The 17,491-nt window shown below is 59.6% G+C and carries 17 protein-coding genes and 1 riboswitch; of the genes, 3 read left to right on the top strand and 14 right to left on the bottom strand.

Going from position 1 to position 17,491, the window contains the following annotated elements:
• Positions 1 to 4 precede the first annotated feature (4 nt).
• The 8 genes from uca to A6V37_RS43085 form a co-directional block, all read right to left on the bottom strand.
• Positions 5 to 3,604, bottom strand: a complete 3,600-nt coding sequence (uca, locus tag A6V37_RS03495) for an urea carboxylase (RefSeq protein WP_064266205.1) — start codon at positions 3,602 to 3,604, stop codon at positions 5 to 7.
• 175 nt (positions 3,605 to 3,779) lie between these two features.
• A complete protein-coding gene (locus tag A6V37_RS03490) occupies positions 3,780 to 4,421 on the bottom strand; it encodes an urea amidolyase associated protein UAAP2 (RefSeq protein ID WP_064266204.1) in 642 nt (213 codons plus the stop codon).
• 15 nt (positions 4,422 to 4,436) lie between these two features.
• Positions 4,437 to 5,141, bottom strand: coding sequence for an urea amidolyase associated protein UAAP1 (locus tag A6V37_RS03485; protein WP_064266234.1), 705 nt, complete (start codon positions 5,139 to 5,141; stop codon positions 4,437 to 4,439).
• A gap of 16 nt (positions 5,142 to 5,157) precedes the next feature.
• Positions 5,158 to 5,949 (bottom strand): ABC transporter ATP-binding protein, encoded by a 792-nt coding sequence (locus tag A6V37_RS03480; protein WP_064266203.1) that lies wholly within the window; start codon positions 5,947 to 5,949, stop codon positions 5,158 to 5,160.
• Entirely contained in the window at positions 5,946 to 6,761 is an 816-nt protein-coding gene (locus A6V37_RS03475) for an ABC transporter permease (RefSeq protein WP_064266202.1), read from the bottom strand. The genes A6V37_RS03480 and A6V37_RS03475 overlap by 4 nt, the downstream gene beginning before the upstream one ends.
• A 34-nt stretch (positions 6,762 to 6,795) precedes the next feature.
• Positions 6,796 to 7,866, bottom strand: a complete 1,071-nt coding sequence (locus A6V37_RS03470; RefSeq protein WP_064266201.1) for a putative urea ABC transporter substrate-binding protein — start codon at positions 7,864 to 7,866, stop codon at positions 6,796 to 6,798.
• A gap of 58 nt (positions 7,867 to 7,924) precedes the next feature.
• Positions 7,925 to 8,024: riboswitch (guanidine-I (ykkC/yxkD leader) on the bottom strand.
• 49 nt (positions 8,025 to 8,073) lie between these two features.
• Positions 8,074 to 8,391 (bottom strand): hypothetical protein, encoded by a 318-nt coding sequence (locus A6V37_RS41205; protein ID WP_165614405.1) that lies wholly within the window; start codon positions 8,389 to 8,391, stop codon positions 8,074 to 8,076.
• A 25-nt stretch (positions 8,392 to 8,416) separates the two neighbouring features.
• Positions 8,417 to 8,542: an MEKHLA domain-containing protein gene (locus A6V37_RS43085; RefSeq protein WP_131799827.1), complete on the bottom strand. Its 126-nt coding sequence runs from the start codon at positions 8,540 to 8,542 to the stop codon at positions 8,417 to 8,419.
• A 193-nt stretch (positions 8,543 to 8,735) separates the two neighbouring features.
• On the opposite strand from A6V37_RS43085, the gene A6V37_RS38720 reads away from it, so the two are divergent.
• A complete protein-coding gene (locus A6V37_RS38720) occupies positions 8,736 to 9,290 on the top strand; it encodes a YbhB/YbcL family Raf kinase inhibitor-like protein (protein ID WP_207547584.1) in 555 nt (184 codons plus the stop codon).
• A 190-nt stretch (positions 9,291 to 9,480) separates the two neighbouring features.
• On the opposite strand, the gene flgE is transcribed toward A6V37_RS38720, so the two are convergent.
• Both flgE and A6V37_RS40415 read right to left on the bottom strand, forming a co-directional pair.
• The gene (gene flgE, locus A6V37_RS03465; protein ID WP_064266200.1) at positions 9,481 to 10,713 is read right to left on the bottom strand and encodes a flagellar hook protein FlgE; all 1,233 of its coding nucleotides are present in this window, start codon (positions 10,711 to 10,713) and stop codon (positions 9,481 to 9,483) included.
• Positions 10,714 to 10,716: 3 nt separating this feature from the next.
• The gene (locus A6V37_RS40415) at positions 10,717 to 11,331 is read right to left on the bottom strand and encodes a hypothetical protein (protein WP_131799826.1); all 615 of its coding nucleotides are present in this window, start codon (positions 11,329 to 11,331) and stop codon (positions 10,717 to 10,719) included.
• A gap of 420 nt (positions 11,332 to 11,751) precedes the next feature.
• Between A6V37_RS40415 and A6V37_RS03460 the strand changes: the two genes are divergently transcribed.
• Positions 11,752 to 12,396: an EF-hand domain-containing protein gene (locus A6V37_RS03460; protein WP_165614406.1), complete on the top strand. Its 645-nt coding sequence runs from the start codon at positions 11,752 to 11,754 to the stop codon at positions 12,394 to 12,396.
• A 139-nt stretch (positions 12,397 to 12,535) separates the two neighbouring features.
• On the opposite strand, the gene A6V37_RS03455 is transcribed toward A6V37_RS03460, so the two are convergent.
• Entirely contained in the window at positions 12,536 to 13,288 is a 753-nt protein-coding gene (locus A6V37_RS03455; protein ID WP_064266198.1) for an SDR family oxidoreductase, read from the bottom strand.
• A gap of 188 nt (positions 13,289 to 13,476) precedes the next feature.
• On the opposite strand from A6V37_RS03455, the gene pdxR reads away from it, so the two are divergent.
• Positions 13,477 to 15,006: a MocR-like pyridoxine biosynthesis transcription factor PdxR gene (gene pdxR / locus A6V37_RS03450; protein ID WP_064266197.1), complete on the top strand. Its 1,530-nt coding sequence runs from the start codon at positions 13,477 to 13,479 to the stop codon at positions 15,004 to 15,006.
• 49 nt (positions 15,007 to 15,055) lie between these two features.
• On the opposite strand, the gene A6V37_RS03445 is transcribed toward pdxR, so the two are convergent.
• From A6V37_RS03445 to A6V37_RS03435, 3 genes are all read right to left on the bottom strand, one after another.
• A complete protein-coding gene (locus tag A6V37_RS03445) occupies positions 15,056 to 15,514 on the bottom strand; it encodes a GNAT family N-acetyltransferase (protein WP_064266196.1) in 459 nt (152 codons plus the stop codon).
• Positions 15,515 to 15,705: 191 nt separating this feature from the next.
• Positions 15,706 to 16,914: an NAD(P)/FAD-dependent oxidoreductase gene (locus A6V37_RS03440; protein ID WP_064266195.1), complete on the bottom strand. Its 1,209-nt coding sequence runs from the start codon at positions 16,912 to 16,914 to the stop codon at positions 15,706 to 15,708.
• A 112-nt stretch (positions 16,915 to 17,026) separates the two neighbouring features.
• On the bottom strand, positions 17,027 to 17,434 hold the full coding sequence (locus tag A6V37_RS03435; RefSeq protein WP_064266194.1) for a cupin domain-containing protein: 408 nt from the start codon (positions 17,432 to 17,434) through the stop codon (positions 17,027 to 17,029).
• Positions 17,435 to 17,491: the final 57 nt, after the last annotated feature.

The raw sequence follows: 17,491 nt of genomic DNA, 5'->3' as shown, positions 1-17,491 counted from the left end.
ACAATCAAAGACGTTCGATGACGGCAACACGCTGCCCCGCGAGCACGGGAGAACCCGGCGCCACGTAAATTTCACCGACGGTTCCCGCACACGGCGCGCACACGGAGATCTCCATTTTCATCGACTCGATGATAAGCAGTACGTCGCCCTCCGCGACCGTGTCGCCAGACGCCACCCGTACTTGCCAGAGGCTGCCGGCAATCTCGCTGTCTACCGCTACGTCGCCGTCTTTCAGCGGCGCAAGTTCCGTGCACTCCGCGGGCGGCGCATCGAAGCTTTCCGCTGCCGTACCCGCTTCGCGCCAACGCTCGCGTTCGGCCTGAAACGCGGCTTGCTGGCGTGCGCGGAATTGCCGGATGCCGGCGGATTCGCGCGTGAGAAACGCCTCGTAGTCCGCCAGCGACAACTCGGTCTCCTCGATCTTCAACGGATAGCGTCCGAGCGGAAAGTTTGCACGGATGCGCAGCAGTTCGGCGGCGGGGACTTCGTAGAAGCGGATCTGATCGAAGAAGCGCAACAGGTATGGCCGCCCCGCAAAATCCGCGACCTCGCGATAGCGGTTCCACATCTGCAGCGTGCGGCCGACGAATTGATAGCCACCCGGCCCCTCCATCCCATACACGCACAGATACGCTCCGCCGATGCCGACCGAGTTCTCCGCCGTCCACGTGCGGGCCGGATTGTATTTGGTCGTCACCAGCCGATGGCGCGGATCGAGCGGCGTGGCGACCGGCGCGCCGAGATACACATCGCCAAGCCCCATCACGAGATAGCTGGCATCGAACACGATCTGTTTGACGGCGTCGATCGAATCGAGGTCGTTGATGCGGCGGATAAACTCGAGATTGCTCGGACACCACGGCGCATCCTTGCGCACCGTGGTCATGTATTTGTCGATCGCGAGCCGGCACGCGGGATCGTCCCACGACAGCGGCAGATGCACGATCCGCGAGGGCGCGCGCAGATCCTTCTGCAGCAGAACGTCCTGCCATGCTCTCCCGACTATCTCGAGCAACTGCGGAAGCGTCAGGCTTTCAGGTTGATAGTGGATCTGCAACGAGCGGATGCCGGGTGTCAAGTCGATCACGCCGGGCAGCGCCATCGCTTCGAGCGTCTGCATCAGCGCATGCCCGCGGAAACGCAATACCAGATCGAGTTCCGTAGGACCGATTTCGAGCAGCAGATGCGTGTCGCCGGACACACGCGCAACGAGCCGTTCACGATCCGTGCCGGTATCGAGGACGATTGGCGAGGTGAGCGCCGCGGCCTTCGGCAATGCCGGTCTCCCCTCGAATTCGAGCGTCTGCAATTCACGCAGACGCTGGCGCGCCGCATCACGCGCCTCATCGATCCGCACCGGCACGAATCGCACCTTGTCACCGGCCTTCAACTGCCCGATTTGCCAGAGATCCGCTTCGATGACCGTCACTGGGCAAACGAAGCCGCCAAGGCTCGGACCATCGGGGCCAAGTATGACAGGCATGTCGCCGGTGAAGTCAACCGCACCAACCGCGTACGGGTTGTCGTGAATGTTCGACGGATGCAGACCGGCCTCGCCGCCGTCCTCGCGTGACCACTCCGGTTTTGGTCCGATCAGACGCACGCCGGTGCGGCTCGAATTGAAATGGATCTCCCATTCGGTGTCGAAGAACTGCTCGATATAGCGCGGGCTGAAGTATTCCGGCGCGCCGTGCGGCCCATAGATCACACGCAGCGTACGCACGCTCTCCAGCGCGGGAACGTTGGCGATCATGGCACCCACACGCCTGTCTTCCAGCGGATGAAGATGTAACACGTCGCCCGCACGCAGTGCCCGCCCTCCATGTCCGCCGAACTGGCCAAGCGTAAATGTGCTGCGGCTGCCGAGATACAACGCCACGTCGAAGCCACCGCGCACACACAGGTAGGCACGCGCGCCGGCACCGCGAATCGTGCCGAGCGCAAGTGTCGAACCGGCGGCGACAAAGAGGGCCGTGTTCAACGGCTGTTCGATACCGTCGAGAAGCACGGGCAGTGTCGCACCCGTCACGGCGACGACGGCGTCCGCGTTAAAGCGCAAGGTCGGGCCGCTCATCGTCAATTCGAGCGCGGCAGCGTCCGCACCGCTACCGAGAAGCCGGTTGCCGAGACGCAGCGCGCGGTCGTCCATTGGACCGGACGGCGGTATGCCGACCGCCCAGTAGCCCAGGCGCCCAGGGTAGTCCTGCACGGTGGTCAGGGTACCGCCGCTGACGACTTCGACCGTGCCTGCGCGATACTTGAGACCTTCGAGGCAGCGCGTCCATGGCTCCCCTGAAGCAAACGGGTGATCGCCGAGCACCTGGCACAGGTAGTCGCGGTTTGTCTCCACGCCATAGATGCGAGTGTCCTGCAACGCATTGGTGAGCGCCCGACGCGCCGCGTCACGTGTCGGCGACCATGCGATTAGCTTCGCCAGCATCGGGTCGAAATAAGGCGGCACTTCGCTGCCCGCTTCGATCCACGTATCGATGCGCAGCGCACGGCCGTCCGCGTGCGCAAACGCGACATCGGTCAGCAAGCCTGGGCTCGGCTTGAAATCGCGCCCTGGGTCTTCGGCATAGAGGCGAGCCTGAATCGCGTGCCCCTGAGGCTCGAGCTGCGCCGCGAGTTCCTGCAACGGTGCGAGCGTGCCCGCCGCCAGTTCGATCATCCAGCGCACCAGGTCCACGCCCCAGACCTGCTCGGTGACACCATGCTCGACCTGAAGACGTGTATTCACCTCGAGGAAATAAAACTGCTGCGCGGCGGTATCGTAGACGAATTCCACCGTGCCGACCGAGCGGTAATTCACCGCCTTCACGAGCTTCACCGCGGCGTCGCACAGGGCGGCCGGGATGCCGTCCGGCAGATTGGGTGCGGGTGTCTCTTCGAGCACCTTCTGGTTGCGCCGCTGCACTGAGCAGTCGCGCACGCCGAGAGCGATCGCATCGCCGCGGCCGTCGCCGAAGACCTGCACCTCCAGATGCCGCGCCCGCTCGATGTACTTTTCGAGGAACACGCCCGCATCGCTAAAGTTGTTCTGGCCGAGGCGCTTGACCACCTCGAAATGCGCGCTCAGCTCCTCAGTGTTCCAGCACACCCGCATGCCGATCCCGCCGCCGCCCGCCGTGCTCTTCAGCATCACCGGATAGCCGATCGACGACGCCGCATCGAGCGCTGCGGGGAGGTCGTCGAGCAAGCCCGTGCCCGTGAGCATCGGCACGCCCTCGCGCGCCGCAATTTCACGGGCCGTGTGCTTCAGGCCAAAAGCGCGCAATTGCGCGGGCGTCGGACCGATGAACGCGATGCCCGCCGCTTCGCACGCTTCGCCGAAAGCCGCGTTCTCCGAGAGGAACCCGTAGCCCGGATGGATGGCCTGGACGTTTTCCCGGTGGGCGATCTCGAGGATCTTTTCCGTGTCGAGGTAGGTGGCAGAGGCCGGACCTTCGCCGAGACCGTGCGCGATGGGCGCCTCGCTCACATGAAGGCTCGCGCGATCCGCTTCCGCATAGACGGCAACACCGGTCACATCGAGTTCACGCAGCGTTCTAAGGATGCGGCACGCGATAGCGCCGCGATTGGCGATCAGGATTTTCTCGAACATGAGAGGGGACTGGATTCATGGGCGGGTCGTCCCGCCACGTGGGAATTGCATGCCGCGGTCGTCCGCGGCAGAGGTCCGTGTCAGCGATCCGCGTGGGTCAATTCTTCGTGTGTGCGGATGCAGATTCGTCCGGAGCGAACCAGCATGACGAAGTAAAACCAGTCGCGGATACGCTTCAGTTCCATATCAGCAGCTCCGCGGGTGTCGGGTTATAGGCGTTGCACGGATTGTTCAACTGGGGGCAGTTGGAGATCAGCACGATCACATCCATTTCCGCGCGCAATTCGACATACTTGCCCGCCGCCGAGATGCCATCTTCGAATGTCAGTCCTCCTTCGGGCGTTACCGGCACGTTCATGAAGAAGTTGATGTTCGCGCCAATATCCTGCTTGGACAGACGTCCGTCGTGCGCACACGCACGCAGGTAGTTGTCGCGGCAGCTATGCATGTAGCGCTTTTCCAGCGCGTAGCGCACGGTGTTGCTCTCCTGCGCGCAAGCGCCGCCGAGCGTATCGTGACGTCCGCAGGTATCGGCGACGATCGTCAGCATCGGATTGCCGAGGTTCGAATACAGCACGGTGCCCGTCGTCAGATACAGGCTTTTCTGGCGGCGCAATGTGCGTTGCGGGTCGAACCGCTCCCGCGTGTCTACGAGGCTGTAGAACAGCGTATCTACGGCCTGATTGCCTTCCAGGTCGAGAATGCGCAGCGTCTGCCCGAATTTCAGTTCGTGCAGCCACGGTTCACCGGCCGCGAGTGTCTCGCGAAAGATCGCGTGTTCGGGGCGTTTATCGCTGACGGTAAGCGTCGTTGTCATCGTGTCGGGCTCCGCTCAAAGAAAGAGACGATCGGTGTTGATAAAACCGCGCACGTTTTCCTCGCACGAGGTTAGGCAAACGTCGGCAACGTCGCGCTGCGCGTGGCTCAATGCCAGCTTGACCGGCTTGGGCGCGTATTCAGGATTCGGATCAAGCGGATGCTGGATCGCGGTGAGTACCACGAGCGTGTTCATCGGCGCATACAGGTCGACGTAGTCGCCGGCCTTTGAATTGCCGGGCACGAAACTCAACTCGCCGGTGTCGGCGACTTGAACGCGGCTAAACAGGTTGAGCGTCATCAGCAGATCCGATATGCCAAGCCCCCATTTGCCCATCTCGACGAGCAGGTTGTCGGTGCCATTGCGATAGAACGCGTTGCGCAGTTCCTGATAGCGGCCCGTGCCGTAGCGTTCGTGTACTTCTTGCGCGTTCGATACGCCGCCGATGCTGTCGTGCCAGCCGCAGGTGTCCGCGACGATCGCGGCGAGCACGCGGCCCATGTCGGAGTACAGGCAATGACCGGCAGTGAGTTTCGCCGTGTGCTGGCACTTCAGCGTGTCGGGGAGATTGAGCCGTTCGCTCTTCTCGCCTGCGTTGATCAGCATCACACTGACGTTTGCGCCGCCGCGGATGTCGGTGATACGCAACGACTGGCCGCGCTTGACGATAAGCGATGCATGGCCGCCGCCGGGGATGGTTTCTTCGAGTAGCAAATCCATGTTGTTCAGATTCCCGTTAGGCTGAAACCGCGTCGACACGCGACGCGCCTTCCACCACGGCTCGAGCCATATGGATGGACGATGCGGAATCGCGGCTATGGTCGAGCGGAATGTTGTAAGTGATGCGCGCGCCATAGGCGCCTGGCGCTTGAGGATCGACACGGACCTTGTCGAATACGAGGACGCGGCTGCCGAGCGTGAAGCCTTCCTTCAGGTCATGCGTGACCATGAAGATCGTCAGTTTCGATTCGCGCCACAGGCCCAGCAGCAGGTCGTGCATCTCCTTGCGGATGCCCGGGTCGAGCGCGCCGAACGGCTCATCGAGCAGCAACACGCGTGGCTTCGTCATGAGCGCCTGAGCGATCGCCAGCCGCTGCTGCATGCCACCCGAAAGCTGCTGCGGATATTTGTCCAACGCCGCGCCGAGTCCGACACGCTCAAGCATCGCAACGGCTTCGTCACGCGCCGCACGTCGCTGCGCACCGAACAGGCGGCCCGTGAACTTCGCGCGAGGCAATTCAAGGCCAAGCATCACGTTGCCGGTCACACTCAGGTGCTCGAACACGGAATAGCGTTGAAACACCACGCCGCGATGCGCGTCGGGTTCGCCCGGGAACGGCTTGCCATCGAGCAGAATCTCGCCCCGCGTGGCGCGCTCCTGACCGAGCAGCAGCCGCAGGAAGGTGGACTTGCCACACCCCGATGCGCCGATCATCGAACAGAACTCGCCTTCCTCGACGCGCAGGTTCAATCGCTCGAGCACGACCTGATCGCCGTATTTCTTCCAGACGTTGCGAATCTCGATCATCGCGCGCCTCCGCCGTACCACGGGAACGACCATTGCGTAAGACGTCGCAGCAGTTCGTCGGTGAGCCACGCGAGCAGTGTGATCCACGCTACGTAAGGCAGGATCACGTCCATCGCGAGGTAGCGGCGCACGAGAAAGATGCGATAGCCGAGGCCGTCTGTCGATGCGATGGCTTCCGCCGCGATCAGAAACAGCCACGCCGCGCCGAGCGACAGACGCATCGCCACCAGCAGACGCGGCAGCAATTGCGGCAGCACGAGACGCAGGATCAGTGTCCAGCTGGTCGCGCCAAGCGTCTGCGCCTTGATCCACAACTCGGCCGGAATCTCGCGGGCACGCGAGTGCAGATCGCGAATGATCATTGGCGTAATACCCACCACGATCAGCACGACCTTTGAAAGCTCGTCGAGCCCGAACACGATAAACAGGATAGGCAGCACCGCGAGCGGTGGAATCATCGACACCACGGTAATGAACGGTGACAAGGTTGCGCTGACGAGCGGAAACGAGCCCGTCGCGATGGCCGCCACCAGCGCAATCACGGCACTCACCACGAGGCCAATACCGAGCCGTCTCAAGCTCGATACCGTGTCGGCCCATAGCAGATACTCGCCCGTGCGCTTGTCCTCGTTGAAAGCGACCTTCTCGATGGCCGCGCTCATTTGTGTCGCACTCGGCAGCAGCTTGTCATCAGGATTGACCTTGAGCCGCAGCGACGATCCCGTGAAATACACCGCCATCAGCACAATGAACGGCAGCAACAGCAGCATCAAGCCGCCACTGCGGCTGGGATATCGATTGATGAGTCGCATGGATGCCTGCCTTATGAAATGCGGGTTGTCCAGATCAGAGCTTGCCGGCAGCGGCCATTCCCACGTAGGTCGGATCGAAGCGCAGCTTGACGTTGCTCCGGTTGCCGATCACGACACCCTTGTCGAACGCCATGCCGACCACGTCCGCGCTCTTTGCGTCTTGACCGAGCAGACCGTGATCGAAGGAGAACTTGGCGACGCGCGTCATGATCTTCGGCATGTCGGGGCCGGTGACGAACTCGAGCGCGGCCTGCGGCGTGTAGAACAGCGCGGTGGTCGACAATTGGCCCTTGAAGCCGGCGAGATCCGTGCCCGACGCCTTCGCCATTGCTGTGAGCGCTGCGGTGCTGTCGGCGTTATTGGCCCGCATCAGCGCGACCATCTCGAACCATGCGCCCGTCAGCGCCTTGCCAAGTGCCGGGTTGTCGTTCAGGGTCTTGGTGTTGACAACCATCATGTCCATGATTTCGCCAGGAATCTTGCTCGAGTCGAAGACCTCGGTCACGTTCGGCTGTGCTTTCAGATCGGCAAGCATCGGATTCCACGTCACCGCGTTGTGGACGGCAGGCGTGGCGAACGCACCGGAGATATCGGCATCGGATGTGTTCACCACCTTGAGGTCGCGCTCGCTCATATGCGCGCTTTCAAGGGCGCGTGCCAGCAGGTAGTGCGATACGGAGAACTGGACCAGATTGATCTGCTGGCCCTTCAGGTCGGCGATCTGCTTGCCCTTGCCCTTGATGAGCACGCCGTCGTTGCCGTTCGAATAATCGCTGACGATGAGCGCCGTCGAATCCACGCCGCCCGAAGCAGGAATGGTCAGCGCGTCCATATTGGTCATCGCGCAGCCATCGAACTTGCCGGCGGTGTACTGATTGATGGATTCGACGTAGTCGTTCAGTTGGACGACATCGACGTTAATGCCATATTTTTTGGCCCACTTCGAGACGATGCCCTGGGTTTTGGCTTGCCCCCACGGCATCCAGCCAGCGTAGATGGTCCAGCAAACCTTGAAGTCGGTACGGCCCGCGGCAAACGCGGAAGTGGAGGCGAAGGTGGCGAGAGAGACGGCGGCGATGCCAAGAAAGCGAACGAGCTTGCGCATGAGGTTGACCTCGGAAGGGACGGTTAGCGACGGCAGGGAGCAGCGCAAACATCGCGTTCTCTCCCGGGCTTTTGTCCCGCCGTGTAACCTCGCCTGAGGTCGACAGCTCTCGGACCAGCACCTGCGTGAAGCAGGCCGGAACCCTAGCCATCCATTTCCAGATTGTGTGCTAAACCGGATGATGCGCCGGCTCCATGCCCTGCTTGTCTAGCGAGAAACGTGCCACACCGAAGTCGTCACTTTGCTGCGCTGCCAGCGGAATTTGCGCCCCGCTCCGGTGATGGCGCGCACTCCTATATTCCAAATGGGCACCTTATCCGTGCATCGATTAATTTTTCGCGGGCACGAGAACACCTTCATCACGTGCAACTGCCGCGGGCAGCGCGCCAATGGTGGCGGGCTGATCGACGACGAACAGAAGTTGGTAACGGGGCAGCCAGCATCGCGTAGCGCAAGTTTTTGCCCAATCTCGCGCGCCACAATCACGCCGCGCATGGGCTTGCCGTCGGCAACATGATTCTTCACCCATGCAAGGTGTCCGGATGATGCGTCAGGCTGCGTTGATGTCAGGGCAGTCTATTTCGATGCGGGCTTGCTCGTGCCATGTGTATTCAAACGTCCTTTGTGCCGCCTTGTTTCCATAGGTGAACGTGGAGTCCGGGTCGGCGTTAGTCACTCATTGAGTGACGACGGATGGATAGCTACTCCCATACCGATAAGAAAGGATGGCGTTTCGCCGATGTTGCAGCGAAGGCAACGCGGTGATTCGTGAATATGCCTTCCGGGTCGAGTCGCAAATCGATACCGTTGATAGCGCTGAGCAAACCTTCCCTCGTCTAACGGAGTACACCGTGAGTTCAAAGAAACTTATGCAGGCAGCGCTCTGCTATGCCGTGGCGCTAGTCATCGTGCCAACGGTAGCTAGAGCGGAGCCGTTCACTATCAAAGTCGATGACCTGAACCAGGGACATTTTTCGAATGAGCAGGTGTATGGGGGCTTCGGCTGCCACGGCAACAACGTTTCACCGCGTATTTCATGGACTCACGTCCCACGCGGAACCAAGAGTATCGTCGTAACGATTTTCGACCCTGATGCACCAACCGGTGGCCTCGGTTGGACCCATTGGCAGGTCGCGAATATTCCACCTTCAGAGTCATCGCTAGAAAAGGGAGCATCTGGCAATCCGAAGCTTTTACCAGCAGGTGCGGTCGAGGCATTGACAGATTTTGGCGAATCCAGATACGGTGGACCATGTCCGCCTCAAGGGGAGTTGCATCGATATATCGTCACGGCATCCGCCCTGGACGTAGCCCAAATCGATGTGGCGCCGGCGGCAAGTCCAGCGGTCGTCGCCTATCAGATGCACGGAAAAATCATTGCACAGGCGAAGTATGTGGCCAGGTACCGTCGTGCAGCAGACTGAACATGTTGGTGGTGCGATCTCGGCTATCGATGGCCGCTCATTCGGTAGCGAGGTCGCCCGCCCCTTACGTCAACGGAACAATAGTTCCGTTAACGTAAGAAGATGCCACTCAGGCCTTGGTAGCGGAGGTGACCCACCCGTGTTGGCAGCGGGTCATCTTCACGCAGCAACGACTTCGGTGATCAGTAAATTAAATGTTAATGAGCGTTTGATCTACCGTTTGTTGGGTCTTAATTGTCTGTGCGTTCGCCTGGTAGTTTCGCTGCGCAGTAATCAGATCGACCAGCTGATGCGTCAAGTCGACGTTCGAGTTTTCTGTTTCTCCACCAAGAAGAACTCCGTGATTGGTCGAGCCAGGGCTTGATATCTGCGCCGATCCGGAATCCCCAGTTTGAGCGTAGAGGTTGTTTCCCATATTCGCGAGACCGTTTGGATTGCTGAAGGTCGCGAGAACAACTTGACCGAGGGCAAGCGTGGCGCCGTTAGAATAAGTTCCGGTCAAGGTGCCGTCCTGGCCGACGGAGAACGCAGTCAACTGCCCTGAGCTGTTGCCGTCCGGTAGCAGCTCGGTCACCCCATTCTTGTCGCCATATTGTGTTGTGCCAGTCAAGTCCAGCGTCAAATTCTGGCTTGTAGCGCCGTTATCCGCGGCGTTGGGAATGGTAAACGCAAGAGCTGATGCATTCGGTGATGTCAAACGGCCTGACGAATCGAACGTTATGTTGCCGATGTTTCCCGTAGGGTTGGGGCCGACAGGTGTGGGCGGATTTCCACTGGTTCCGTAGACATCGTATGAACCGGTTGCTTTTTTTACAAAGTAAACGGTAACGGATTGCGTTCCACCCAGCGAATCATAGATTTGCATTGGCTGGCTATAGCTATAACTCGTGGAATTCGACGGATTGAACGCATTCGCCGGAACTGGATCCTGAGAGTTAAGGTTGAACGCCGCAGAGATTGTCTTTGTTGCCGTAGGCGGCAAGTTAGCAGACGGGATGGTAATTGGTCCCACACTGCCGGTGTTTATTTTTCCATTCGGCCCCGCTGTATAGCCCATCAATTGCAGTCCATGGGCATTCTCAATGGCGCCGCTTTTGTCGAGATGGAATACACCATTGCGTGAGTAGACCAGGGCGCCGTTGTTGGAAAGCTGAAAAAACCCGTTTCCGTTTATTGCAATGTCAAGCGGCTGATCAGTCGTCGTGAAGGTGCCGTTGCTGAAGTTCTGTTGAACGGTGGATAGACGAGTGCCGATGCCAACCTGATTGTTTGCCGCACCTACGACGGCGTTCGCATACAAGTCCGCGAACTGTGCCGTTGAGCTTTTGAACCCAACGGTGTTCGCATTGGCAATGTTATTTCCGATTACATCAAGGTCCGTCGAAGCTGCGGAAAGGCCGCTAAGACCAGTTTGATAGCTCATGGGTCACCTCATCAAAATAGGGGGAACTTCGTCTAGCGGAGACTCTGTCAAGCGGCTTCGGCGTTCCGTCAAAAGAATTCCGACGCTAGTTATTGTTGGCGGGCGAAGAATAAGTGGTGACCCACCACCATCGACACCAAAGCGGATTTCAATTTGTGTTGACATCGGAAAGCGGTGCTCGCCGAGAGAAAAACTCAAAGTCCTTGGCAAATCCATTCCGAAATATCTCAAGTCCAGCAACCCGAGATGGCACCCGCTATGTCCGTCGTATAGATAGCCGGTTGTCTTTATCGGATAACTGGACGGTGCGATGGTCGTGACAGATACCACGAGTGTCTCGATAATTCCGTCGCCAGGCTCTGTATCCGACTCGAAGCACGGACCGCTGAAATCGACGTTCCATCGGTCCACGCTGATCGGACGTGTGTCGAAGCCGTGCCATGTGGACGTGGCAGATGTCGAACCGATGAGCTTGATGGGATGAGATCCGCCGACGGTCCAATTGGAATCGGCTTCACTGTCGGAAGCAGGGAAAAATTGCACGCGTATGCCTTGTTCCGCATGGGTAGCGCTGACACGCGACTGCGCGATGAACTCGGCGCTTTCAGTTGCACACATGGATCTCTCGTTCGGTGAAGACGAACCATTTGGTTTGCGTAGTACTGTTAAGCCTTGCCAGCCACAGATCTTGTGCGATGCCTTTGGATACATTCACGTTCGAACCGCTTGTTTGAACTCAGTGTGCCGCTATGCTATTACAGCGAAAGCCGATGAGAGTTCATTAAGTCGGCTGAAAACCTGAATGTTTGACCGGGTAGCCCATATTCCCAAGAATCGCTCGCGCGCTCGTCTTTGGCGGGTGGGACTTCCCGATGAGTTCTTTACGGAAAAGAAAGTGAATGGAATTTCTTTTGTCTGCTGCTGGATGGCTAATGCACTGCGGTTTCAGTGGACATGGCCGGACAGCGTCGCTAAGCTGGCACGCAGCTGTCGATGTGGGAAAAGCCGTTGTTAATTTTCCAGTTATTGGAGAAATCTATGAACGTCATGCCGCCGTTGTCGTCGTTTTACTCAAACTTCGTCAATCAGGAAGCGAAGAAGACACAGCAGCAGTTTTCGATGGCAGGGAGCAGCGGGCATCCGTCGGCCAATGCCGGAGCTGGGATGAATGTGATCAAGGACGCGCAAAGTGCGTCAGCGAAAGATGCGCAAGCAGATGCCGAGATAGTGAAAGAGAGTGCGGCAGCTGCCAGCGAATTCGCAAAAAAAGGAATGACACTTACGTACGGATCATACGTGTCTCTCTACAAGCATGAGGTCATGGTCGAGACGGATAAAGACGGCGACGGTACAATTTCGTTTTCCGAACTTAAGCAACAAGTGGTTGCCGGCGGTGGGACGAATGCGCAGGCGATAGCGCTGTACAAGGCTATGGACGAGAACGGAGATGGTTCCGTGTCAGCGCAGGAATTCGAGGATAGCCTGCCAAATCCCTTTGCCACTTCTGAATTTGCGGATCAGATGAAGGCGAGACTGGAGCAGTTCCAAAAGGAAGCGAGCCCGCAGGGAAGCACCGTTGTCGAATCCCCTGAATTTCAACCGGTTCCGATAGACCAGGCCCTCGTCCTTGGCAGTCTGGCGATGGAGTTGGATTCTGGTGGCCAACACTCAGGCAACGGGTAATCGAAATCTAGCAGCCATATGTGCTGGATGCGAGACAGCTACGCCCGGTTGTAGGCTTTTGCGATGATGGCGTTTCGATGGTTTGCAGGCCGGGTTGCTTGGCCACTCTGACATTGTCAACCCGACCATAGACCTGCGATCAACCCTTGTTGGCCCGTGCCAGCCATTGATCGAGACTGACGCGGCCGATCCGTGCGTCGCCAAGCGGCACAAGCGACAGTTGCTCGACCTGGCCACCGTAATACCGTGCGTCGCGATCCGTTACTACCTGGCGTGCGTCGCCTACCGACTTCAGGTAACGCGCGACGATTTCCGCAAAGGGCGCGCGATCCGGTCCGGCAATGTCGACCGTGGCACTCAGTGGAGTCGCGAGTGCGGCCTGCACGAGGAGCGCCGCGACGTCGTCCGCGGCGATCGGCTGAAACAACCCGTCGCCGATGCGCACGGTGCCATTGTCAGTGCCGAAATCAGCGATGCCGCCAATGAACTCCATGAACTGAGTCGCACGGACGATCGTGTACGGAACGCCCGCCGCTTCGATTGCGTCTTCCTGCGCAACCTTGGCCACGAAGTATGCATTCTCCGACGTGCGGTCGCAGCCAACGATTGATAGCGCGACGTGATGGCGTACCCCCGCGGCCACTTCGGCCTTACCGAGGTTGCGCGCCGAGGTGCGGAAGAAGTCGAGCACCGCCTGCGGCTCCCATGACGGCGCGTTTGCCACATCCACTACGACGTCCGCGCCCATCAGCGCATTGCTCAGGCCCTCGCCCGTCACGGCGTTCACGCCGGTACGCGGCGATGCTGCTAGCGCCTCATGACCCGCCTCGCTGAGCAGTGTGACCACACGCGAGCCAATCAGGCCGGAACCACCGATTACGACGATCTTCATGGCAAATTCTCCAGACGAAAAGAAGTTGAACGTGCGGGTGCCTGGCGGGTGTCGCATTGCGCGAAATTGTTGGCATCCATCGCATCGCGTGAGGCTATAGTGGCGCAATCGTGTCCCATCGATAAGTGCCAAGATCTGGCGAGCCTACCAGGCCATGCTGGTTCTGATCCCTATTCCGTAAACCCGCCATGCCCGTATCGACACCCGCGTTGACCATCGAAATCGACCGGCAGCAACAGTTGCCGATCTACCTGCAAATCTGCGAGCGCTTCAGAACGGCGATCGCCGCCGGGCATCTGCGGCCCGGCGATCGTGTGCCCGCGCTCCGCGGCCTCGCCACGCAACTGAACACGGCGCGCGGCACAGTCGAACTGGCCTACACGATCCTCGTTGACGAGGGCTATTTGCAGATGCGCGGCGCGGCGGGCACGTTCGTATCGGCGTCGCTGCCGTTATCAGTGACGCACTCGTCGCGGGGACAAGGTCTGCAGGACACGGACGGTCGGCCGAAGTTTGTCGAAGCGGGTAGCCCGAAAACGGCGGACGCGTCGTGCAGCGGACAACCTGCGCCGCGTCCGCTCGCTATTGCCGTCGCCATGAGCGGCGAACCGCGGCCGTTGCAACCGGGTCTGCCGGCGCTCGACGCGTTTCCGCTCAAGGTATGGAACCGGCTCGTGTCACATCGCGCACGCGGCGCTGAACGCGCGGTGCTCGCGTATCCGAATCCGGCGGGCTACCTGCCGCTGCGAGAACACATCGCCACGTATCTCGGGCTGTCGCGCGGTGTGGCCTGCTTGCCGGAACAGGTATTCGTCACCAGCGGCTATCGCGCGGCGCTCGAACTGGTGTTGCGTGGCCTTGCGCGTCCGAACGATCACGTGTGGTACGAGGATCCCGGCTATCTGCTGGCGCGCAGCTTTCTGGCCGAGACCGGTATACAGCTCGTGCCGGTGCCGGTGGATAGCGAAGGGATCGACGTCGAGCGGGGCATACAACTGGACCCGGAGGCGCGCTTCGCACTAGTCACTCCCTCGCATCAGAGCCCGCTCGGGCACACGTTGTCCCTTGCAAGACGTTTGGCGCTGCTCGATTGGGCAGAGAAAGCATCCCGCTGGATCATCGAAGACGACTACGACAGCGAGTTCCGTTATCTTGGGCGGCCTCTTCCAGCTTTGAAAAGCCTCGACCGGTACGACCGTGTGATCTATTGCGGCACGTTCAGCAAGGTAATGTTTCCCGGGTTGCGGCTTGCGTATGTTGTGGTGCCGGAACGCGCCGTCGAACGTGTCGGACGGGTCGCGTGCAGCATGAATGCCGGCTCGCCAACTCTCCTGCAGGCTGCTGTGGCGGATTTCATCGAGCAGGGACACTTTGCGCGGCATTTAAAGCGGATGCGTACGTTGTACGCCGAGCGGCGCATGTTGATCGTACACGCGCTGGAGCAGGCGTTTGGGGAACGGCTGATTGTCGATTTGCCGCCCGGTGGAATCCAGTTCGCGGTGCAATTCACCGAAGGACCCGATGGTCCGGTCGACGACGTTGCCGTCGCCGCCCGTGCCCGTGAGGCGGGGCTCGCGGTGTTGCCACTCTCGATCTGGTACGCGAATGTTCACGGGCGACGTACGCTTCGCGGCCTCGTGATCGGCTTCGCAAACATCGCCGATGCGCGTGAAGCAGGCCGTCTCGCACTAACGTTGCGCAAATGTCTGGACGGCTGACGCGCTTGGCGCTGCCGTGCTTTGCATTGGTCGGAAAATGTTCATGACGTTAGCTCACGGGGATTTGAACGGGGGCGATCTGTTCTACGAAATGCATGCCCCGAGCGAGAAGGCCACTACGAAAATAGAAACGTTGCGCAAGTGGCATGTGCAGGCCAGTATCGAGCACGAATTGCGAGCAACCGGCTTCGCGTGCAATCTGCCGAACGGCGTCGAGCAGTTGCGTGCCGACGCCGTCACGCTGCAGCGTGCTATCTACAACCAGATCGTCGACATACACGAAGCTGCCGTACAGCAGATTGGTCAATTTTCGATACCCGGCGAGGCCGACGACGCGGTCCGCTCCGGACGCGCAGAGCAGACGATAGCCTTCAGCCTGCTGCGTGGCCACTTGAGCGGCAAACGAGCGGGCGTCCGTCAGATGCGGGCGCAATTGCCGCATAACGTTGAATGCGGGCAACAGCGAATCGGGTGTGTCGAGATGAACGAAGCGAAGCGAGGTTACCATGAGCGTCTCCACGAGGATCAACGTTCACGATACCCAGTGCACCGTCAGGTTGGCAGAGCCAAGAAAATGGGAATCGACCGGGCCATTTAGTGCGGCAGCAGCGCGCGATCTTCTGTTGAAAACGTTTACCGCCGCTGCCGCACGTGCCGGATTTATCCTGCCAGTGCAGCCGCTCGGGCTGTGCCCGCTGGTTAGCCGTAGGAAGCTTGTGGGTTGCCTGCCGCCAATGCCTCGGTGCGATTCGGCGCCGGCGGATAGATCCACTGCGTGTTGATAATCTGCTTACGCGCTTTCCCTTCGGCGCTCGTCAGTTTGATCTGCCGATCCCAGCCTTCCGAATAGATGGCGCCCCATTCGCCAAGGTCCAGGCAAGTAGCGTAGAACGGCTGCTTATATTCCAAGGTCGGAACACCGATCAGATCGGCGGCTACGTTGTGTCCGCCGAATTGCCCCATCACGATTGCGTGCTGACAGGACATCAATGCGTAGCGCCCGTTATCGTCGCACAGCGCTCGCGCCACATCCCCCGCCACGAATACACCGGGTGCTTCTGCCACGCGAAGATCCAATGCTGCTTCGACGCGGCCCAGTGGATCTAGACGCGAGGAAACTTGCGCAACCAGTGAGCTGGCACGCATACCTCCCGCCCAGATCACCGTCTTGGCTTCAATGCGGCCTCCCGACGCAGTCAGAACCCCGTCGGCATCGATCGACACCACGCCAGATCCAAGTACCGCCTCGACGCCCAGGGAGTCGAACGCTTGAGATACGAACGGACGAGGATTAGGTCCGAGATCGGGACCGATTTCGGGCTGGGAGCCGACTACGACGACCCTGATTGCGGCATCGGGGCCAAACATCTTGCGCATTCGCTGAGGCAACTCTGTTCCGACCTCGATACCGGTAAAGCCACAGCCCACTACGACAACCGTGTTGCGTGCGCGCGAATCCGGCAGTTTCGTCAGTTGTTCCAGGTGACGTTCGAGCACGATGGCATCTTCAATGCAATCGACAGAGAAGGCATATTCCACGAGTCCCGGAACAGGCGGTCTGTTCAGTTTGCTGCCGCTTGTCAGCAGCAGCCGGTCATACGCGAGCGTGCGCTGTTGACCATTTGCTCCCACCACGATCACGTTTTTGTCATGAACGGAAATCTCGCTAACAATACCCTCGAGATATTTCACACCAACGGCTTCGAGCAGTGGCAACAGCGGTGCGGCCATACGCTGCGGCTCGCTTTCGTATAGCCGCGGACGGATCTGCAACTCCGGTTTCGGTGAAATCAGGGTGATTTCAACGTCGCTGGGCGATATGCTCGCAGCGTCGAGTACGCGAGCTGCGCCTAGCGCACCCCATACCCCGGCAAAGCCGGCACCCACTATCAGGATCTTCTGCGACATGATTGTTGCCTTCTGTTAGTAAATTGAGAGTTCGACGACAGATACCGAATTCGCGACAAACGACACCCTGCCGGCGCCGCCACGCGACGAAAGCGTTGCCGAAAAAATATGCTTACGTCTCAGGCACGAGAACAGGCGCACCCTTGTCCTTCAGAAGAAGCACGATGAACTTCGCAGGCTCGGTCTGGCTTGCGTTACGTCCGACCGTGTGTATGTCGTCCGGACCCTCATAGAACGTCTGTCCAGGTGTTAGCGTAACTTCCTTGCCGCCCTTTACCTGCATCACTATCGAACCCTGCAGCACATAAATAAAGGCGTGCGCGTGATGCCGATGGACGGGGTCGACGGCACCGGGCGGATAAGTCACGGTGATCATCAGGGCTTCCTTGCCCGGATAATCGTTAAGCGGCTGTGTGAAGAGCGGGGTGACGGCGGCTTCGGGAGCCGCGGCGCGAGCTGTGCCGACAAACATGCCTGCGACGGCAAATAATGCGATTGCGGTGTTCTTCAGGCAAAACATGATGTGCATTCCAGGTAATGCGGCCCGCAAGCGGGACGATGAACAAGAACGGAAATC

The organism is Paraburkholderia ginsengiterrae, from assembly GCF_001645125.1.
GTDB lineage: Bacteria > Pseudomonadota > Gammaproteobacteria > Burkholderiales > Burkholderiaceae > Paraburkholderia > Paraburkholderia ginsengiterrae.
Note: the sequence above shows the minus strand (reverse complement) of the source record. Positions and strands in the feature narration are given on the sequence as shown.